Origin of the sequence: Paenibacillus sp. AD87, assembly GCF_001659845.1 — a bacterium.
Classification (GTDB): Bacteria; Bacillota; Bacilli; order Paenibacillales; family Paenibacillaceae; genus Paenibacillus; species Paenibacillus marchantiae.
Genome location: NZ_LXQN01000007.1, coordinates 2,872,031 through 2,891,077 on the forward strand (window position 1 = coordinate 2,872,031; position 19,047 = coordinate 2,891,077).

At 45.8% G+C, this 19,047-nt stretch carries 12 protein-coding genes; 3 read left to right on the forward strand and 9 right to left on the reverse strand.

The features are described from left to right. Nucleotides 1–154 precede the first annotated feature (154 nt). Entirely contained in the window at nt 155–418 is a 264-nt protein-coding gene (locus gpAD87_RS12480) for a hypothetical protein (protein ID WP_063563578.1), read from the forward strand. Nucleotides 419–496: 78 nt separating this feature from the next. On the opposite strand, the gene gpAD87_RS12485 is transcribed toward gpAD87_RS12480, so the two are convergent. Genes gpAD87_RS12485 through gpAD87_RS12495 form a run of 3 tightly spaced genes read right to left on the reverse strand, consistent with a single transcriptional unit; the run spans nt 497 to nt 4,009 of the window. Further along, nucleotides 497–2,110: an extracellular solute-binding protein gene (locus tag gpAD87_RS12485; protein WP_064638685.1), complete on the reverse strand. Its 1,614-nt coding sequence runs from the start codon at nt 2,108–2,110 to the stop codon at nt 497–499. 38 nt (nt 2,111–2,148) lie between these two features. Then, entirely contained in the window at nt 2,149–3,045 is an 897-nt protein-coding gene (locus tag gpAD87_RS12490) for a carbohydrate ABC transporter permease (RefSeq protein WP_231952759.1), read from the reverse strand. A 40-nt stretch (nt 3,046–3,085) separates the two neighbouring features. Further along, nucleotides 3,086–4,009 carry an ABC transporter permease gene (locus tag gpAD87_RS12495; RefSeq protein WP_064638687.1) on the reverse strand — a complete coding sequence of 308 codons (924 nt, stop codon included), beginning with the start codon at nt 4,007–4,009 and terminating at the stop codon, nt 3,086–3,088. A gap of 335 nt (nt 4,010–4,344) precedes the next feature. Between gpAD87_RS12495 and gpAD87_RS12500 the strand changes: the two genes are divergently transcribed. Further along, complete coding sequence (locus tag gpAD87_RS12500; RefSeq protein ID WP_064638688.1) at nt 4,345–6,096, forward strand: sensor histidine kinase; 1,752 nt, start codon at nt 4,345–4,347, stop codon at nt 6,094–6,096. Continuing rightward, nucleotides 6,077–7,687 (forward strand): response regulator, encoded by a 1,611-nt coding sequence (locus tag gpAD87_RS12505; RefSeq protein WP_064638689.1) that lies wholly within the window; start codon nt 6,077–6,079, stop codon nt 7,685–7,687. Before gpAD87_RS12500 ends, gpAD87_RS12505 begins: the two co-directional genes overlap by 20 nt. Before the next feature lie 134 nt (nt 7,688–7,821). Here the strand turns inward: gpAD87_RS12505 and gpAD87_RS12510 are convergent, their stop codons facing one another. The 6 genes from gpAD87_RS12510 to gpAD87_RS12535 form a co-directional block, all read right to left on the reverse strand. Beyond that, nucleotides 7,822–9,465, reverse strand: coding sequence for an extracellular solute-binding protein (locus gpAD87_RS12510; RefSeq protein WP_064638690.1), 1,644 nt, complete (start codon nt 9,463–9,465; stop codon nt 7,822–7,824). Nucleotides 9,466–9,584: 119 nt separating this feature from the next. Beyond that, nucleotides 9,585–11,243: a response regulator transcription factor gene (locus gpAD87_RS12515; protein WP_064638691.1), complete on the reverse strand. Its 1,659-nt coding sequence runs from the start codon at nt 11,241–11,243 to the stop codon at nt 9,585–9,587. Nucleotides 11,244–11,247: 4 nt separating this feature from the next. After that, nucleotides 11,248–12,999 carry a sensor histidine kinase gene (locus tag gpAD87_RS12520; RefSeq protein ID WP_064638692.1) on the reverse strand — a complete coding sequence of 584 codons (1,752 nt, stop codon included), beginning with the start codon at nt 12,997–12,999 and terminating at the stop codon, nt 11,248–11,250. A gap of 75 nt (nt 13,000–13,074) precedes the next feature. Next, the gene (locus tag gpAD87_RS12525; RefSeq protein ID WP_064638693.1) at nt 13,075–13,965 is read right to left on the reverse strand and encodes a carbohydrate ABC transporter permease; all 891 of its coding nucleotides are present in this window, start codon (nt 13,963–13,965) and stop codon (nt 13,075–13,077) included. 15 nt (nt 13,966–13,980) lie between these two features. Continuing rightward, nucleotides 13,981–14,886: an ABC transporter permease gene (locus gpAD87_RS12530; protein WP_064638694.1), complete on the reverse strand. Its 906-nt coding sequence runs from the start codon at nt 14,884–14,886 to the stop codon at nt 13,981–13,983. 167 nt (nt 14,887–15,053) lie between these two features. Next, nucleotides 15,054–18,905: an alpha-L-arabinofuranosidase C-terminal domain-containing protein gene (locus gpAD87_RS12535; RefSeq protein WP_064638695.1), complete on the reverse strand. Its 3,852-nt coding sequence runs from the start codon at nt 18,903–18,905 to the stop codon at nt 15,054–15,056. Nucleotides 18,906–19,047 lie beyond the last annotated feature (142 nt).

Genomic DNA, 19,047 nt, shown 5'->3' on the forward strand with positions numbered 1-19,047 from the left:
CATGTGTGTGAATTACAAATACGGATAACATGAGCTTTGCCATGAGGCATAGCTGGCGATTGTCCATTTATGAAATATCGCGTCCTTTGTCTTGCACCTTCCTCATTCCCTTTTCATTTACTATAAAGAATCTAATAGAAAAGAGATGATGAGGATGGCTAGTGTAAAAGCTGTTCCACAACCGGATTTGGTATTGATCTACTGGTCCAGAAATCCGCTCGTTCCCGGTTCTGCACGCCGAATCAGAAGTGTGCGTGTGATTGGGAACACATCCCCTTGTACCTTCACACTGGTGCGTGGTGCATTGCTGATTAATGCCTTAAACTGTTTGCTGGACAATGATATTGGTTTTAAAGTGGTGTATAGCAAAAAAACATCGAGCATCAGTGGCGTTTTATTGTTGAAACGCAGATCTTAAACGAACAAACAGGTGCCCTCCTTCAATAAGGAAGTGCACCTGTTTGTTATTCAATGAATGATGTGACTGAACTCCACTCTATTTGACGTTCATATAACGTTCGAAGGCATCATTACGGATGGTCAGTAACTGTTCAAGTCCCATATCATTCAACTTTTTGATATAAGCATCCCAGCCGTCTTCGATGCCGCCTTTGGTTACCCACTGAGCTCGCATCGTAGCTACATAACCGTCAATATCCGTTGTCAGCGTTGGCAGCTCCTGGAACTCTTCAGCATTGTACATAACCTTCGGATAAGGTGTCGTTACATCAGCACTGCCCAACTGATCAATTTGCAGCTTGAGTCCGTCACCAGCCTTCGGATTAAGCTTAATTTTTTCTTCAAAGGAAGGGCTTACATATTTGGGTCCGAAATCACGCAAGGATTGATCCCAGTACCAAGCATCGGCGCTGGTGCCTGCCGGCGGGTCCATCAACGTGTATGTGCCATCATCATTTTTCTCAATTACAGTTCCGATCGCACCCCAGAAATTCTGAATGCTGGCTTCGTTGGAATAGAACTGATCTGCCCAGCGTGCGGCTACTTCAGGAACAGTACATGAACTTGTAATGAGCAGTTCATTACGAGCCAGATTCATGCCCCCAGGATCCCCTGGCTGATAACGTTTGCCATCAGGTCCGGCAATAGGCGCAATCGCTTCATATTGGTCGCTCCACTTTCCAAACACAGCATCAGGCGTCCATTGGTTGCTGAAGCCGACGATTGGAATATCTGCATTTTGCCATTTGGCTGATGTCATTGTATTGTCTTGTGTGAACAGTTCCTGATCAATCAACCCTTCTGAATACAGCTTATGTGTATAAATAAGAGCTTCTTTATAGGCGTCAGTCGTTGGGAAGAAGACCGGTTTACCGTCCTGCACAATCATACTGCTGGCATTAATGTCAGTGATTCCGAATGGATTCAGGAAATCCACATTCAGCCCCGTTTCCGTGTACGGAATTTCGTCCTGTTTTCCATTTCCGTTCGGATCTTTTTCCTTAAACGCTTTCAATACCTGATACAGTTCTTCTGTTGTCGTTGGTGCTTTCAGCCCCAGCTTATCAAGCCAAGCCTTATTGATTACAGGCTGATTCCGGCTCTTCGGACGGGCAGGTAGTCTTGTTGGCATAGAATAGATTTTGCCATCAGGAAACGTGCTGATTTTCTTCATATCTGGCGTCTCTTGCATAGCCGCCTTCAAGTTGGGCATATACGAGTCAATGTACTCATCCAGTGGACGGAAATAGCTCAGGTTGTTTACAATGTCCGAATCGCTAAACACCTGGTCACCCAAGATAATGTCCGGGACTGTACCACTGGCAAGCATAATAGATTTCTGCTCACCCCAGTCATTAGAGGACATGACCTGCCACTCAATTTTCACATTAGAATCCTTCTCCAAATCCTTGAGCCATTGGTTCTGTGTAAAGGTGTCGCCCATATTCCCCCAACGAACCGTCAGTACCTTGAGTGTGACCGGTTTATTGACAATTGGCATACCTTCCTGATTAAAATCGCTTGATACCGTAGTCTCCGCAGGTTCACTACCATTTCCGCTACTACAGCCAACCACGCTGACCAACATGGCCGACGCGAGAATCAGGCTGCTCATTTTAGTGAATAACTTCTTCCCTATCTTTTTCCGCATTTGGGAACCCCCTTGATTCGTAATGAATTTCAACCTGCCTATTCCTTCACTGCGCCGATCATCACCCCCTGATTGAAATATTTTTGGATGAATGGATACACACACATGATTGGAATTGTAGCGATAATAATAACGGAATACCTCATCAAATTGGCAAGACGCAAGGCAACTTGTGCTGCTTCTCCTGTACCCATGCCAGACTGCATCTGATTTGTGATGAGAATATTACGTAAAATTAGTTGCAGCGGATATAGATTCGGATCTTTCAGATAAATCAGGGCATTAAAATATGAATTCCAATACCCTACAGCAATCCATAGTCCAAGGACTGCGATGATTGCTTTGGACAGCGGCAATACGATCAGTACAAAGTACCGCAGGTTACCACAGCCATCGATCTGGGCAGCTTCCCATAAATCTCCCGGAATACTGGTCTGGAAAAATGTCCGGGCGACAATCATGTCGAAAACAACTACAGAAAACGGAAGCACCATCACGAGGAACGTGTTATAGAGATGGAAGTCGCGGATCGTCAGGAAGGTTGGAATCAAGCCGCCGCTGAAGAACATCGTAAAGATAAAGAACAGCGAGAAAAATTTGCGCCCGACCAGATCTTTTCTCGATAATGCATAAGCCGCCGAAATATTAACGACAAGCCCGAAGAGTGTTCCCACCACCGTATACAGAATGGTATTTCGATATCCGATCCAGATATTCTCGTGTCGCAGCAGTTCCCTATACCCTTCAAGCGTGAAGCCTTTAGGGAAAACCCACACCTGTCCGTTAGCCACAGATGAAGGATCACTGAACGAGGCGATGACAATAAAATAGATCGGATAAATGATAGCAATCAGAAAAAGAACAGCAAAGGCATACAGTACAACTTCTGCAACCGTAACACGTGATCGACGTTTTGTACGGGGAGTTCTGGTCATTGCTGCTGGTTCCATAACGCTCATCTTGTTTGTCTCCCCCCTACCATAGACTGTTTTCACTGTATTTCTTGGACAACTGGTTGACCAGAATAAGCAAAATGAAATTAATGACGGTATTAAACAGGTTTATCGCTGAGGAGAAGCTGTATTGGCTGCTCAGTAACCCGATTTTGTATACATAAGTAGACAGAATCTCACTTGAGAGAATATTCAGGTCATTCTGCATCAGATACACCTTCTCAAAGCCTACGCCGAGTAATCCGCCTACCCGCAGAATTAACAGCGTGATGGCAGTCGGCAGCAGCATCGGAATATCGATATAACGAACCTTGTGCCATCGACTTGCCCCATCAACCGTCGCCGCTTCATAGAGACTTGGGTCTACGGCAGACAGCGCGGCAATATAGATAATGCTGTCCCAACCGACATGCTGCCACACGTCAGACCAGACATATACACTGCTGAACAGAGCTGATGAACCCATTAAGTCCGGTGCTTGAGCTCCAAACAGCTGATACATATTGCCAACGAGCCCTGTACTTGGCGAGAACAGGATCAGCATCAACCCAACCATAACTACCGTTGAAATAAAGTGAGGCATATACGAAACGGTCTGGAAAATCCTTTTGAACCTTCCCGACCTCATCTGGTTCACCAGTAGTGCAAGCATAATTGGAATTGGAAATGTAGCCAGACTGTACAGGCTAATCACAAGCGTATTGCGGATCGTATTCGTGAATTGATAGGAATGAAAGAATTTCTCAAAGTATTTGAATCCAGCCCAAGGGCTGTCTCCGATCCCAAGCGCCGGACTGTAGTCCTTAAAGGCGATTAATACGCCGTACATCGGCTTGTAGGCAAATAAAAGTGTCAACAGAACCGCTGGAAAAAGCAAAACGTAAAGGCCCCAGTTTCGCCTGATTCTCTCCAGCGTTCTTCCAATATAAAGTGGATTGGTCCTCATGGTTCTTCCTTCCCTCCTGTAAATATACTGATGCTGCTCTCCCGTAGGACCTGTCATCTCTGGAATAGCTTCAGTATAAACTGCTTCACATTGGGTTTATCGGACCGCTAAGGACGTTATTCGGACTTCTATGGTTCCATCCATGAACTTTACAAGTAACCAAGATGCTTACAAGCAAAAATCATATCGTTATCCAGACTTTCGTGTGTGTAATCCGGACTTCTGAATCAAAAGATGCAAATCTTTATGTTTTTTTCAAATAAAGGTTTTATACTATTCCTGAGATATTAAAGCGTATTCATAACCAAGCAATCAAGAAAGTGGTGCATTGTTCCATGGCAAACCTGAACACCATCAAACCCTACCCCATTCGGCATTATATCCGCATGATGTTCGTCATTTCCTTTGTCGTGCTCATCTTGGATCTCGTGATCAGCATTGCTTCCATATCCATGGTCAAACAGCAATCCACCCAATACTTGCAGGATGCAGCCGATCTGTATATCAATCGCATTAATCACGATTTTGCGTACATTAATCATTTCATGGGGTGGACACTGGCCAATGACGAGAATCTCGACAACATGAATACATATGGCGTGAACAGTATTCCGTTCCTAAAGGCCAACGAGAAATTACATTTGCTCTTTGCCGAACTACAGCGAAACTACGGGCAGTCGTACAATTTCTTTTATTATTTGGAGAATAGTGAATATTTCCTCAACTGCGCGCCAATAAGTATCTCCTATTCGGATTATTCAGAAGTGAAGAAGCAGATCATTACGCTAACCCGTGATAAAGGTGTGTATGAGAAGTTCTATTCCCATTGGACACCAATTCACGTGAACGGCACTTCTTATCTTATCAATATTGTGCCGTACTACAACCGTTATCTTATTGCCTTGATATCCGCAGATGAACTGATCGCCCCTCTACAGCAGATTAATCTGGGGGCCAACGGATACGCCTCTCTGGTAGACGAGAATGGAGTGCAACTTTCTGGACCTGCCGGCGGGGATCACATACCAGAAGTGAGACATTCATTTCTCGATCTGTTCCAGTCTCATAATATTGTCAGCAGCGACTTCTCCAATGCGGCATTCAGCGTGCGCATGGCCATCAAGTTTGGCGCATTCGAGAAAATCATGGTAGCTCAGCTGCTCATTATGCTGCTTTTTCTGATTGTGACCTCCACATTAAGTGCAATCATCATGTTTTTCAGGAGAAATTTGCTTGTTCCCATTCAGCGATTCTCCAAAAATCTGGCGCGTATTAACGAAGGGGACGAAGCGACAGACTTCAAGAGCAGCCGGATTATGGAACTGGAGCAGGTCAATGCACAGTTTAAAGAACTGGTAGCCCAGATTAAACGGTTCAAGATCGATCGCTACGAGCAGGAATTAGAGAAACAGAAAATACGATTGGATTATATGAAATTGCAGATTAAGCCCCACTTCTTCCTGAACTGTCTGACGAGCATGTACAGTATGGCACAGATGCAGATGTACGAGGAAATTGAGAGTATGGCCCTGGCTACGTCCCGATATTTCCGATATATCTTTCAAAGTGGGGAGAATTTCGTTCTTCTGAAGGATGAGATTGAACATGTGAGAACATTTCTGGATATCCAGAAGTCGCGTTACCGCGATGCTTTTTCCTACCGCATTGAACATCCAGATGTGATCACGGGCATCGCCGTGCCACCACTCGTCATTCAGACATTCATCGAGAATGCCGTCAAATATGGGGTCTCCCGAGATCGGGAATTATGCATTACTTTATCCGTAACGGAACAACGACAGGAAAATGGCGATCATGTGCTGATCCGGATTTCGGATACAGGTCCAGGATTCAGCCCGGATGTTCTTGACGCACTGATGCGTGGAGAAGCGCTGGAACAAACCGGCGGTAACCGGATTGGCATTATGAATACCATCCAACGTTTGGAGTTGTTATATCGGGATGAAGCGAATATTACCTTTGCAAACGATGCAAGTGGCGCCCTGATCACGCTTTCCTTGCCTAAAATGATACTGAATTCAGATACTTCGGGAGAGGTGACAAACCATGAATGCATTGCTGGTTGATGATGATTATTTTGTAGTTATGGCTTTGGAAAAGAAAATCGATTGGAAGGCCTTGGGGATTCATACGATATTCACAGCCTACAATATTGCGCAGGCCAAGGAGGTTTTGCAAAATCATCCCGTTCAAATTCTCATATGTGATATTGAGATGCCCCAGGGCAGCGGGCTGGAATTACTCGCATGGGTCCGGGACGAATCGCATAATGTACAGACGATATTTCTGACCAACTACGCCGATTTCAATTATGCCCAGAAAGCAATTGAGCTGCAAAGCTTTGATTATTTTCTGAAGCCTATTGAGTTTGACAAGTTAACGCTTATTATTCAAAAGGCGGTTGCCAAAGCCCGAGACCAGCAGTTCATTGAGAAAGCCATTCATGAGGGTGAACTCTGGCAGAAAAATCGGAGCAAACTGATTGAGGATAGCTGGCGCAGGCTGATCTCTGGTAAAGCCTTTCCTTCCGGCCCTGCCGACGTCTCTGCCTTTTTGACAGAACAAAACCTGCCTTATGAAACAACAGATCTGTTTCTGCCTATCCTGGTTAACCTGTTTCCGTATGATCATACGCTGGGCAAGACGGACAAGAACCTATTCGATTACGCTTGTTTGAATGTGATGGTTGAACGGTTTCAGGACACTCTCTTCTCCATTGAAGCCATTATCGAGATCAAGGATCATAACTGGATGATTATTCTAAAATGGAACGGAGCGCCGGATGCACAGCTGATCGAATCCATGTGTGGTTCGTTCATTCCGGAGGTTAATAATTACCTAAAGTCGGATGTCTGCTGTAGTATCGGGTTCTCTCTACCGCTGGGTCAGATTCGTCATACCATCAACGAGTTGTTGCTTATGAATGAAGAACGAATCAAACACCGCAACCAAACCTTTTTACTGGAAAACTATAATAGACCTGAATTGAATTACACACCGCCTGATCTGGGATTGCTGGAGAAATTGTTGAATGAAAATCGCTTTCAGGCGTTTCTAGATGAAACGGGGCGTTATATGCATCAACTTGTCCGTGAAGAGGTGGTAGGCACCGCTGTTCTAAGTCTGTTGCGTCTTGATCTGGTGCAACTTGTGTATGCCCAATTGAAGAGTAAGGAGATCGAAGTGCACAAGCTGTATATGGGCAAAACGAATGATCAGTTGTTCATGCAATCTCTGCATTCTATTGAAGACATGCAATCCTATATCGCTTACCTGGTGAATACGGCTGCGGAATACCTGAATGTTGCCGAGCAGCCCAAGTCGGTTGTACATGAGATTACCCATTATATACGCACTCACTATGGAGAAGATCTAACGAGGAATAACCTGGGGGAGATGGTCTATCTGAATCCAGATTATCTAGCAAGACTGTTCAAGAAAGAAATGGGCATTTCACTGGGCCATTATGTCATTCATACCCGTCTTGTGGCGGCCCGACATTTGCTGGAGACCACCGCACAATCGGTGCATACCATTGCTGGAAATGTTGGCTATACCAATTACTCTCACTTCACCAAACTGTTTAAGCAAGAGATGGGCTGCAGCCCCAATGAATATCGCAAGAAGCAGAAAGAAGGCTCACATGAGACCGGATGACCCGGGTACCCTAGCGGAGAATTAAAAGCTTATACTTTAATTGTGTGAGTGTGATTCCTCTGATTTATATGTTTTTGCTAAAAATGCCACTCTGCGTATCGCACGCAGGGTGGCATTTGCTCTTTTACTGCACTTTACTTATTCGCGTTAATGACTTCATTCACTTCCTGAGTGATCTGGTCACCACCGAGTTTTTTCCAATTTGCAACAAAGTTATCGAACTCGTCAATAGACAGGTTGCCGTAGATGATTTTCAGAAACGTCTCAGCTCGCAGTTTATCCAAGGTTGCCTGTTTGGTGTTCATGGTTCTCGTAGGGGCGTAGATAAATTCATTCATGACAATGAGATCGTTATCCCGATAATATTTAATGACGCCCTGCGAGCTTTCCGGTCCAAAAATACGTTCCATATGCCACTTATCCAGATTTCCATTGCGGTAATCCATAATATCATCGTAGAATAGCTTTGCTTCGAGCTCTAATCCGGAAGTATCTCCCGTTTTGAGCGCCTGCTCGACTTCATCTTGTGCTTTTACGTTTTTGTTGGCGGGCAGATTGGATACGGTCGCATTATGAAAACCAAGTCCGGTCAAGCCGTTCAAATACGCAGCACGCTCTTCCTTGGCTGACTCACCGAACATTTTCTCTGCCTGGAAATTCAGCAGCTTGATCAGTGCTTCCGGGTGCTCGTAGCCTTTACGTACGGCAAATATGCCACCCAAGCTTAAGTGATTCTGCGTTTTGGCAGGTTGATCGTCGATCGATTGGACCGGATAAGGCAGCCAGTCCACGTTCTTATCCTTCTTGATCATGCTGCTAACCTGAAATGGTGCCCATTGTGGGAGGAAGAATATGCCTGACTTACCCCCGTTGACATCCTCCATCATTTTTGCAAAGTCCTTCACTCCAAACTCAGGATCAATAACGCCCTTCTGGTACAGATTTTGCAGTTCTCGCAATCCTTGCTTCACCTCAGCCTGAATGGTTCCATTCACAATCTGACCTGAAGCATCCTTGATCCAGGTTTCGAGATAACCATGATAACCAAGCAGGAACGCATTAATTGGCAAATCCTTGTTGAGTGCAATACCATACGTATCATCTTTGCCATTTCCGTCCGGATCTTCAAAGGTAAAAGCTTCCGCAATCTGGATGACGTCCTGCATTGATTTTGGCGCTTCAAGCCCGACCTTCTTCAACCAATCCTGACGAATCCAGATCATATCCGAGGAATCCAGCGAGCCTGGGAAACTGACCATTGCGTATATTTTCCCTTCCTTGGTCACTGGCTTCAAACCTGCTCCATCCTCAGCAGACATAAATTCCTTGACCAGATCGGATGCATACTTATCATAGACTTCGGTCAAATCTTCCAGCATCTCCGCTTCATGCAGTTGTTCAAACTGCACAGCACTCACTTTCAATACATCCGGCAAATCGCCACTCGCCAGGGTGACGTTCATCTTATCGTTGTAATTGGCATCCGGGACAATCCAGTCGTAGGTGACATCGATTCCCAGCTCCTCCTTGTATCCTCTGGTCCAAATGTTATTCGCGTGTGTATCGCCCTCAGCAAGCGATTCTTTCCCGGTTTCATTCATGGTCGATGTTAATTTGATGGGTGGATCATATTTCGTAAGCGGACCTCCGGCATCCTGCTGTGTGTTCGATTGGGCTTCATTCTCAGCACTCCCCGTACCCGATGAACAGGCTGCAAGCGTGGTTGCCAGAACCATGGTTAACGTTAACAATGAGAATTTCTTTAATGACATGTTCATGCGAATCCCCCTTTTTAATCCTCCCGTGAGGTATAATTTCATTTTAGTAAGAAAGCGCTATCACTTCGAGTGTACCCCGTTGACATCTGGTATCTTTGATTTACCATTTCAGACTTGATCTAACTTTTTTGATCCCGATATTCCTGCGGCGTGCAGCCAGTGGCTTTTTTGAAGAAACGATAAAAATAATGCTGATCACTAAATCCGACCTTGGCGGATATTTCATGCATTTTGCAGGTGGAGCCGAGAAGTAATTCCTTGCTGCGCTCGATGCGCCGGTCATGGATATAGTCGGATATGCCTTTGCCAGTAATACGTTTGTACCAACGGGACAGATATGACGGATTAAGGGAAACCTCCTGTGCAATTCGGGTTAGCGATAGGTCATCCTCCAGATGGTGCTTGATATAATGGTGAATGGTGATGAGAATCTGCGACTGATCATGGATACGTGTAACACTTCTTTTGGAGATAATCCATTCATATGCCGATTGATAGAAAACCACCAGATCAGACCAAGGTGTATGGATGTCAAAATGAAGCATACGAGATAACGCAATTTCCTCCATTGCTGATTCGTACAAGCCCAGTTCATGAAGAAGCTCAATCAGTCCATTACCTGCGCCTGAATAGATCTTCATTCGAAAGAATGGGTCCTGAAGTCCTTCTTTTGAAGCCTCTGTCCATTTGTGAAACGACTCCATCCACTCTCTGTCACCTGCTGTAACACGCTGCCTGATCTGATCCAGATGAAGAGCTGCAACACTCTGCTGATTCAGACTATTGGGGGTGTATGGCGAATCATGCTGCACATTGACCCGAAGAAGCTTCTCCATCCCAAGTCCAGGGCCCTCATGGATCGACAGACGCAGCTGTGCAATGGCCTGACTTAGCTCCATCCACTCCACCGCCTGTTCGCTCACCATAATGGAGACGGACAGATTCAGACAATCCGCACAGGATTGCTGCACAGACTCCAGCGTTCCATAGACGAAACGCAGTGTCTGTTCCCGCTTCTCCTGCTGTCCTGTATGGAAGCTCGATGGCTCCACCTTTGGCTGAACAAAGCAGGCGATCACCTGATAATCCAGATCAATAGCCTTGACCTTGGCCTTATCCTGAAGCAGCTCCTCCGCAACGTTGGCAACCGCATAGCGAATTAAACTCCGGTCCGCCTGGGATTGATAGTTGTTCCACTCCTCAACCCGTATAATGACCGGGATTACAGGCTCGTTGGACATGAAAGGTAACTGGACCGCATCCAACTCTTCCTGAAGCGAGGCGGTATCATGTCTTTCTGTTCGTTTTAGGAGATCCAGCAGTAACTGTCTCTGTAGCTGCGGCAGCGCTCTGGGCAGCTTGCTGCGAAACCAGGCATGCTGATAACGGAAATCATTTTCCTCCGATATTTGTGTTAACGCCCGCTCTACCGCTGCGCGAATATGACTCATGCCCTCTGTCTTTAACAGGTAATCCACAACACAAGGGTTACGTATCGCTTGATGTGCATAATCAAATTCGTTATGACCTGTCAGCAATAGAACTTTGCATCGTGGCCAGCGATCCATAATCTTCTCGATCAGCTCCATACCATCCATGCCTGGCATACAGATGTCGCTGAGCACGATATCAATTTTGACAGAATTCAACCACTCGATTGCTTCAAAGGCAGAGTATGCCTTAATGATCTCCATATCCTGAAAATCCGCTTTTTGAAAGAACGCATAAAGACCATCCAAAATAACCGGTTCATCATCGACAATTAACATGCGCTGCATACGATTACTCCCGTCTCCATGGAATATTTAAAATCATACATAAACCGCCCATCTCACTACGCTGCGCACAAAGACCATAGCCCGTCCCGAACTTAATCCGTAAACGTTGATTCACATTCATTAGTCCCGTAATCTCTTCATCCCCATGTCTCGGGTTTGCAGATTCCTGAAAGGATGCTTGCAGGCTGCTCAGGATTTCATCCGTTAATTGATCACCATCATCTTCTATCCGAATGGACAACTTGTCATGTTCGACTTGATAGGATAATTTCAGATTCCCTCCCTGACTGCGTTTGGCAAGGGCATGTTCGAATACGTTCTCGACGATTGGCTGAATAATGACTCGGGGAATGGCGATGTCTCGATACTCCCTACTTAGTTCCTCCAGTTGCAGTTGGACTCTTGAGCCAAATCGGATTTTCTGAATAGAAGCATAGACCAAGGCATGGTCCACCTCTTCACCTAGCGAAACCTCGGAATGAGAATCCCTGGACATATACCTGAAATATTGACCCAAATAGTCGGTGAATTCCTGAATTAATTCAACATTCTCGACCTCAGCCATTTGCTTGATGCTGAACAGACTGTTATATAGAAAGTGAGGCTGAATCTGGGACTGCAAATGTTTGAGTTCTGCCTCGCTGGTTCGAATCCGGGCAACATAATTTTCATCAATTAAAATATGTAAGCGCTCTATCATGTGGTTGAAGCGAGAGTATAAATAACCGAATTCATCGCGTCTGGATTGCGGAATATGAATATTTGTCTGGCCCTGCTCCGCCATTCTGAACCCGCGAATGAGCACAGATAACGGCTTGTGAATTGACCTGTAGATCGAAAAGGAGAAGATCATAATGATAACAATTGAAATAAGCGTCAACGTCCACAGCCATAAGTTGTATTGTTCCAGCGGAGCTTGGAGCACATCATTAGGGATACTGGCCGTCAGCGTGAACGAGTGATCAGGATCATAAAGCGAATAATACAGATATGGATCGGATTGAAATCTCGTCACTTGCATGGATACAGGGGATACCGGTGATACCCGTTGCAATAATGCAGCCGACGTAGGTTCGTCTGAAGAGGAAATGGCGACATTGTGCTTCTCTCCGAAGCTCAGCGTAATATCACTGCCCCCTGTTTCCGCGAGTTGCTGCAATCTGTGCTTCAGTTCTTCTGCAGACAAGCGAATGCCTAATATAAAATTGGGCGGTTCTTCATGATTCATGTTATACGGATTGCTTTTGAGAAAATAAAGATTGTTATCCAAATAAGACAACTCACCATTCAGATTTCCCATGGTTGCCAGCAGATCCTTCCATTCTGTATCCTCCACATTGCGAATTCCGTCCACCGCGCTAACCCGTTTATGCAGAGCCGGAACGTAATACACAACATCGCTGATATAGGGACTCGTCACCATGATCTGCCCCAGCTTGTTGTGGATATTATTGAGACTGGAAGTCACCTCATATCTGCTCATAATCGCAGCTCGTGTACTTAGGGTGGACATCGTTTCATCGAACGAAAATTCGGTAACAAGCCCACTCATTCGCTCCAGTTCGAATTGCAGATGATTGTGGTAAAAATAAAGCTTTGATTCATGCGCCTTCTCCACTTCCGTCTGCATTTGTTTGGAGCTGGTATGCGTGATCATAATGCTGATCCCATATAGGGGCAGGATGACGAGCACAAAAGCAATCATCAGTTTGACAACGATGGATGCATTTTTCCAGGTGCCCACCGCGAATCTCATTTCACTTCACTCCTCTCCTCAACGGCAAAAAGGAGCCAGAAATCGGCTCCTCCCATTGGTTTTCCTCCATCGATCTTATCCCTTTACACTACCGACAACAAGTCCATGAACGAAATACCTTTGCAGGAACGGATACACGAGCAGAATGGGTATAACAGACAAAAAGATTTGAGATGCCTGGGTCGTTCTATCCGACACCTGACTTAATAGTGTTGCATCTTCAAGGGTCATCATCTCACTTTGAATCATCGTCACTTGCTGGAGCATCGATTGCAAATACGTGGCTAGCGGATAACCTTCCGGACTTTTCATATAAATCATGCCATCAAACCAGGCGTTCCAGTGCCCCACCATAGCAAACAGCGTTATGGTTGCGATACTGGGCAATGAAATGGGAAGGTAAATGCTCCATAGCGTGCGGAAATGGCCTGCGCCATCCATCCAAGCCGCCTCTTCCAGCTCCTTCGGCAAACACCGGAAGAAATTCAGCATAAGCAATACATTAAAGATCGGAACCGCTCCCGGTAATATCAGAGCCCAGATGGAATCCAAAAGGCCTGCTTCCTTGACGATCAGATAACCCGGGATTAATCCTCCACTGAATAGCATGGTAAAGACAAAAACCCACGCATAGAACGTTCTGGAACGAAACTTTGCTGCCTCTTTGGAGAGCGGATAAGCTACAAGAATCGTGAAAATCAGGTTGGTCGTAACTCCGAGTACCACACGGAGAAGACTTGTACCGAATGAATTTAGAAACTGCCGATTTTCGAGAATATATTTATACGAAGAAAAGGTGAAGTCCACCGGCCAGAATGTGACACTCCCCGCCTTGACTGCATCACTCGAACTAAACGAAATTGCCAGAATATTCACAATGGGAAACAGGCACAGCAAGGCAAGAAGGGTCAGGATGACATAATTCAGTCCCAGAAACCAACGATAGGCTCTCGAAGCGTGATGCATGTTCTTGCCTCCTTTCTAGAAAATCCGATAATTGGCTAATCGATAGGCGAGGAAATAACCAAGCCCGATAAAGATAAACGAAACGACTGACTTAATGAGACCCAATGCGGTTGATACCGAATATTGCGCATCCTGGAGACCGATCCGATAGATCATCGTATCCAGAATGTCTCCGGATTCATAGACCAGCGGATTGTAAAGGTTGAACACTTGGTCAAATCCACCGTTAAGCACGTTACCCAGACTCAGTGTAACCATTAGAATCACGATGGGACGAATGCCAGGCAGCGTAATATGCCAGGTCTGCTTCCATCTTCCTGCTCCATCCATAACAGATGCTTCATACAGAGATTTATCAATGTTTGTCAGTGCGGCCAAATATATAATCGTGCCAAATCCGAATTCTTTCCATTGGTCCGTAATGACGAGTATGTAAGGAAACCATTCGTTACTGGCCAGGAATTGAACAGGTTCAACCCCTATCGCCTTAAGCAGCATATTTACAATTCCTGTGCTAGGGGACAATACGTCTACAATGATACCGGCCAATATGACCCAGGAAAAGAAATGCGGCATATAGATGACCGTCTGAATCGTTCGTTTAAAACCTGTTTTGCGTACCTCATTCAGCAGCAGGGCCACAAGTACCGGAATGACCAAACCGGACACAATTTTCATCGCGGAAATAAATACTGTATTCCATACGACCTGACCGAACCCAGGCAGATCGAACAGATACCTGAAATTGTCCAGGCCGACCCAGTTCATATTTTTGAATCCGGCAATGGGAGAGAAATTCTGAAAGGCAATGGAGAGTCCCGCCATCGGAATGTAACCGAATACAATAATGATGATCAGTCCAGGCAATATCATGAGATGAAGCGGAACGTTTCGTATAAATTGTCTGTAGTTGGAACGCATAAGCTGTCTCCTCCTTCAAATTCATTATAGAATCCGTCAGGAATCGGCAATAGTGTAGGCTATTTACTTTAGGTATCTTTTGTTGACCCTCTTCGCGGAACGCCAAAAAACCGCGAGTATCGCGGTTCTAAGGCTGCATCAGGTTATTATTGAAATATTAAAACTTATTATTTCTGGACATCCATAACCAATACATTGACCGAATGAGCAGGAAGCTGCAAAACAACCGAATCCTCCTGCAGATGAATCACTTGTTCTTGTGGAACAATTCTCTCATCATTCTTCTGGTTCACATTAGGAACATGTAGCAATTCTTCATCTCCGCCAAGTGTTATCCATTTCGCAACAGAGGTAACGTTCAGATTTTGAAGGTGAATTTGGGTTGCTTTGTCCACCCCATCTGCGTTCACCAGCTTCACATACACATGCTGCGCATCTCTCGTAACGGAATGGAATACATCTCGGTTGTACGCTTCCAGCTTGTAATCCAGAATTCTGCTGGTCGTGTAACCATCGGTATAAGAGCAGATCAGATTCTTCCCTGTATCGCCACCATAATTGACAGTAATCGTATAATTCGTATCGTTCGCCAGCGGTTCATAGTTGGCTGCCCGGAGATTTCCCGCCGCTGAACTGGAAGAATAATCACCCAGAGTGTAGCCTTCTACACCTTGTTTATATACTTTGACTCCCGTTGCATTGCCGCCATATCCGATTGCGTATTCGATGACATCCTTTTTCTCAGGTGATATATCCGTCAATCCAACACCGATGGTGAAGCCATCCTCACCCGCTATACGCTGAGCCTCGACTTCCACTTTATAATTCGACCATTCATCGTTCAGAAGGAATAATCCATTCAGTCCGCTTGACTGGGCTTTCAAAATCAGTCCTTTTCCCTTCTCCAGCGTGTATCCTGCCGATCCCGGAATCGAATTCCATGCCTCATTCAGAGCTGTCCGCTCCCTGAAATCTTCTGTAAACAGCACGCTGCCATCCTGGTTCGATGTAACCGTAATCCGTTTCACCACAATATCGGCATTGCCTGTCGCAATCTCGATACCGCCTCGTGGAATGAGTTCCATCGGTTGACCCTTGATGTACGTTGTAAATGAAGTGCCCAGCACCTGCTCACCCACATACTTGGCAAAAAGCTGCTGCACATAGTAATTCGGTGTGTACCACACCGTTTCATCATCAAACCAGATGCAGTCCGGCGTCCAACGGTAGGTGCCATCCGTCAGTACTTTGTTGAACAGCGGCGCATAGGCAGCCAGGCGAACAACATCCGCATTATTTTCAAAACCGGTCATGACTGCAGCTTCTGCGATCGCACCTGCCAGTGTATTTTTGTCCGTGGATGCATATTCTCCCACAAATACCTTGGATGTCTCTTTCCAATCCATACTGCCGTCTTCATGATAAGCCCGTTCATAATAGTTGTACCGATCCACGTTGTTCAGCAAATAGTCATTGGAGCGATAGTAGTGCTCATCCGCAATGGTATCCATATAGTTGTCCTGGTTCTCATACCAAGTGACCGTCTCTTCGATTACCTCTTTGCCATCTGCAAAAGCAACCTGAGCTGATCCGGTCAGATTGCCGCTCAGGAATTTCCAACCCTGTTGGTACGCATCATCGTCCGCCTGGGCGCCGACTGTCGAAATGATATGAAGCTCATGATCAGGATAATTACGTTTCATATACTCATCAATTGACGTCTTGAATACTTCAAAGTTGGCAAAAAATTCGGTTCCCCAGTTCTCATTACCTACGCCAAGATAACGTAGATCGAATGGTTCAGGATGTCCCATGCTGCTTCGAATGGCAGCCCATTCGTTATGTTCAATATCCGTGCTGAGCGCGAAATCGATCAGATCTGTAAAGTTTCGGATATAATAATCCCTCAAAGCGCCACCTGCCGGGTGTGCGTAATCTGAACGAGCCTGGCACAGAACGCCACAGGCCATGACCGGAACCGGAGCAGCATTCAAATCTTCTGCCAGTTGGAAGTACTCCATATAGCCGAGACCCATCGTCATCATGTAACCCCAGACGTTATAGTTCTCTTTGCGAAGCTCCACCGCTCCCACCGAATCCTTCCAGTCATACACATTGTCCCAAATAAACGAACCTTCGGAAATGCACCCCCCCGGAAAACGCAGAAACTTCGGATGCAGATCAACAAGGGCTTGAACCAGATCTTTCCTAAGCCGATAGTTCGGATTCCCGGTGTAGTTGGCATGTGCTGAAGCGGATACTCCCTGCTCTTTCGGATCGGCTCCCCATACATCCTGCGGAGTCAACGACACCATGTCGATGGAAATGTCTCCTTCAAAGGTAAGTGCCAATTGCCCCAGCGCGGTCTGCGTTCCGGTCAGGGTCACGTTTGAATTGGTGATTTGGGGAGAATTGGGGTGAGTCAATACATGGCTGCCACTTGTATGACCGCTGATCTCGGCATTGGCTACAAGGACACGGGTATCGGAATAGGCGATCCCGTACTTCTTCCATGTGTTACCGCCTTCAACTTGCAGCGTAACTGAATCACTGATGGCATCACCGTTCCCGTCCTGCAATTGAACCGTAATCGTTCCTGCGGATACTGCCTTGGCCCAGACGGTAAAATCATATGCCTCTCCTTTCTTGATGGACATGGCACAATGCTGATTGGAATCCGAGAATCCGCGATTTCGAATGGTCGCACCCGTCTGAACCGTTACATAATAAGCGTTCACTTCCGGGTCTTCTACGTTATGATGATTGTTTATTCCATCGGTATGCTGTACGATCATTTTCTCGGTATCCCCTGACCAGGCAAACAAAGGATCACGGTTCCGGCCTGTCGAACAACCACATTCGCCAGAGTCATGCGAGTACGTATCGAATGCAAAGGATTCGAACGAACGGTTCTGAACTAACTCCGCATAGATTCCCCCATCTGCTGCATTGTTGATATCCTCGTAGAACAGGCCGTACATCACTTCACTAATATCCGCCACATGCTGGTCCCCATGGATTGTAACGGTATAAGGCGGAAGATGTTCTGGCACAACGGACACATCAAAACTTTTGTTCAGCGTATTTCCACCTTTGGTTAAAAGTGCGTTCAAACGAATCTCCTGTGCTGAGCTCAGGGGTTGAACTTGTCCATTCGCTGACAGAACTTCTGGCTGACTTGAGTTCCATTGAACGTTTACCTTGCCCCCCAGCAAATCTACAGGCAATGACACGTCTTTGGTAATAATCCGGGCTGGAGCAAACAAATATTTATCTCCTGCGAGCTTTACAATCTCTTCATCCGTCAGGGACTCGCACATGACTTCGATCACTTCATCCATGGACAGAGCCGCCTGATAAATCCGGAAATCAGACAGTGAGCCTGCAAAATCCACATCTGCCGCGTACTGAGAACGTCCAATATAATTGCGGCTATAATTCGCAGGATCCACGAACGAATCAAACCATCTGCGCAGCTTGGCATAGTTGCCACTAGACGTCTGGCTTATGGAACCGTCCGCTACTTTCTCTCCATTCACATATACAACCGGACCCGCGCTGCTGCGTGTGCCGCCCTGACTGCCTGCTACTGACAAAGCAACATGCATCCATTCCCCACTGGCAAACCCACGTCCCGGGTCTACAACCAGATCATCGCCTGCATATAACGTGCCTCGCATCTGACGAGTCAGAAATAAATAGGGGCCCTTTTCTCCTTTGCCGAAGTCGAAAATCCGCTCCCACACGTTCGATCCCTTGCCTAAATGGACCCATGCTGCAACAGTTACTCCAGTGTTGTCGCTTACATTTTGCAGCAAATTCGAAGGCAATTCCAAATAGGATGTTCCGTTCGATCCTCCAGTAAAAGTAACCGCCCATCTGCCATTCACTTCGGAAATGTCGGGTATTTTCTCTCCTGCGGCGCCTCCAACGTGCCCATTTCCTGAACTATCCTTGCCAATGTCGGCTGCATCTTCAAACTTGTAATGTGCAATTAGTTGATTATGAAATGTATTCATGTTCATTCCTCCTATGTAGCGTAAATTATCGTAGATAAGCTTTCTTTAATTCGTATAAATATAAATTGATTGATAAATATATAAACACATGATCTAATCGTATAGTATCTTATTCCGAGTAAAGATTTCAATCCCAAAATTA

Excerpts from the sequence above, each read along its gene's own strand:
- gpAD87_RS12480 (WP_063563578.1), top strand. The coding sequence starts at position 155 with ATGGCTAGTGTAAAAGCTGTTCCACAACCGGATTTGGTATTGATCTAC.
- gpAD87_RS12485 (WP_064638685.1), bottom strand. The coding sequence starts at position 2,110 with ATGCGGAAAAAGATAGGGAAGAAGTTATTCACTAAAATGAGCAGCCTG.
- gpAD87_RS12490 (WP_231952759.1), bottom strand. The coding sequence starts at position 3,045 with ATGACCAGAACTCCCCGTACAAAACGTCGATCACGTGTTACGGTTGCA.
- gpAD87_RS12495 (WP_064638687.1), bottom strand. The coding sequence starts at position 4,009 with ATGAGGACCAATCCACTTTATATTGGAAGAACGCTGGAGAGAATCAGG.
- gpAD87_RS12500 (WP_064638688.1), top strand. The coding sequence starts at position 4,345 with ATGGCAAACCTGAACACCATCAAACCCTACCCCATTCGGCATTATATC.
- gpAD87_RS12505 (WP_064638689.1), top strand. The coding sequence starts at position 6,077 with ATGAATGCATTGCTGGTTGATGATGATTATTTTGTAGTTATGGCTTTG.
- gpAD87_RS12510 (WP_064638690.1), bottom strand. The coding sequence starts at position 9,465 with ATGAACATGTCATTAAAGAAATTCTCATTGTTAACGTTAACCATGGTT.
- gpAD87_RS12515 (WP_064638691.1), bottom strand. The coding sequence starts at position 11,243 with ATGCAGCGCATGTTAATTGTCGATGATGAACCGGTTATTTTGGATGGT.
- gpAD87_RS12520 (WP_064638692.1), bottom strand. The coding sequence starts at position 12,999 with ATGAGATTCGCGGTGGGCACCTGGAAAAATGCATCCATCGTTGTCAAA.
- gpAD87_RS12525 (WP_064638693.1), bottom strand. The coding sequence starts at position 13,965 with ATGCATCACGCTTCGAGAGCCTATCGTTGGTTTCTGGGACTGAATTAT.
- gpAD87_RS12530 (WP_064638694.1), bottom strand. The coding sequence starts at position 14,886 with ATGCGTTCCAACTACAGACAATTTATACGAAACGTTCCGCTTCATCTC.
- gpAD87_RS12535 (WP_064638695.1), bottom strand. The coding sequence starts at position 18,905 with ATGAATACATTTCATAATCAACTAATTGCACATTACAAGTTTGAAGAT.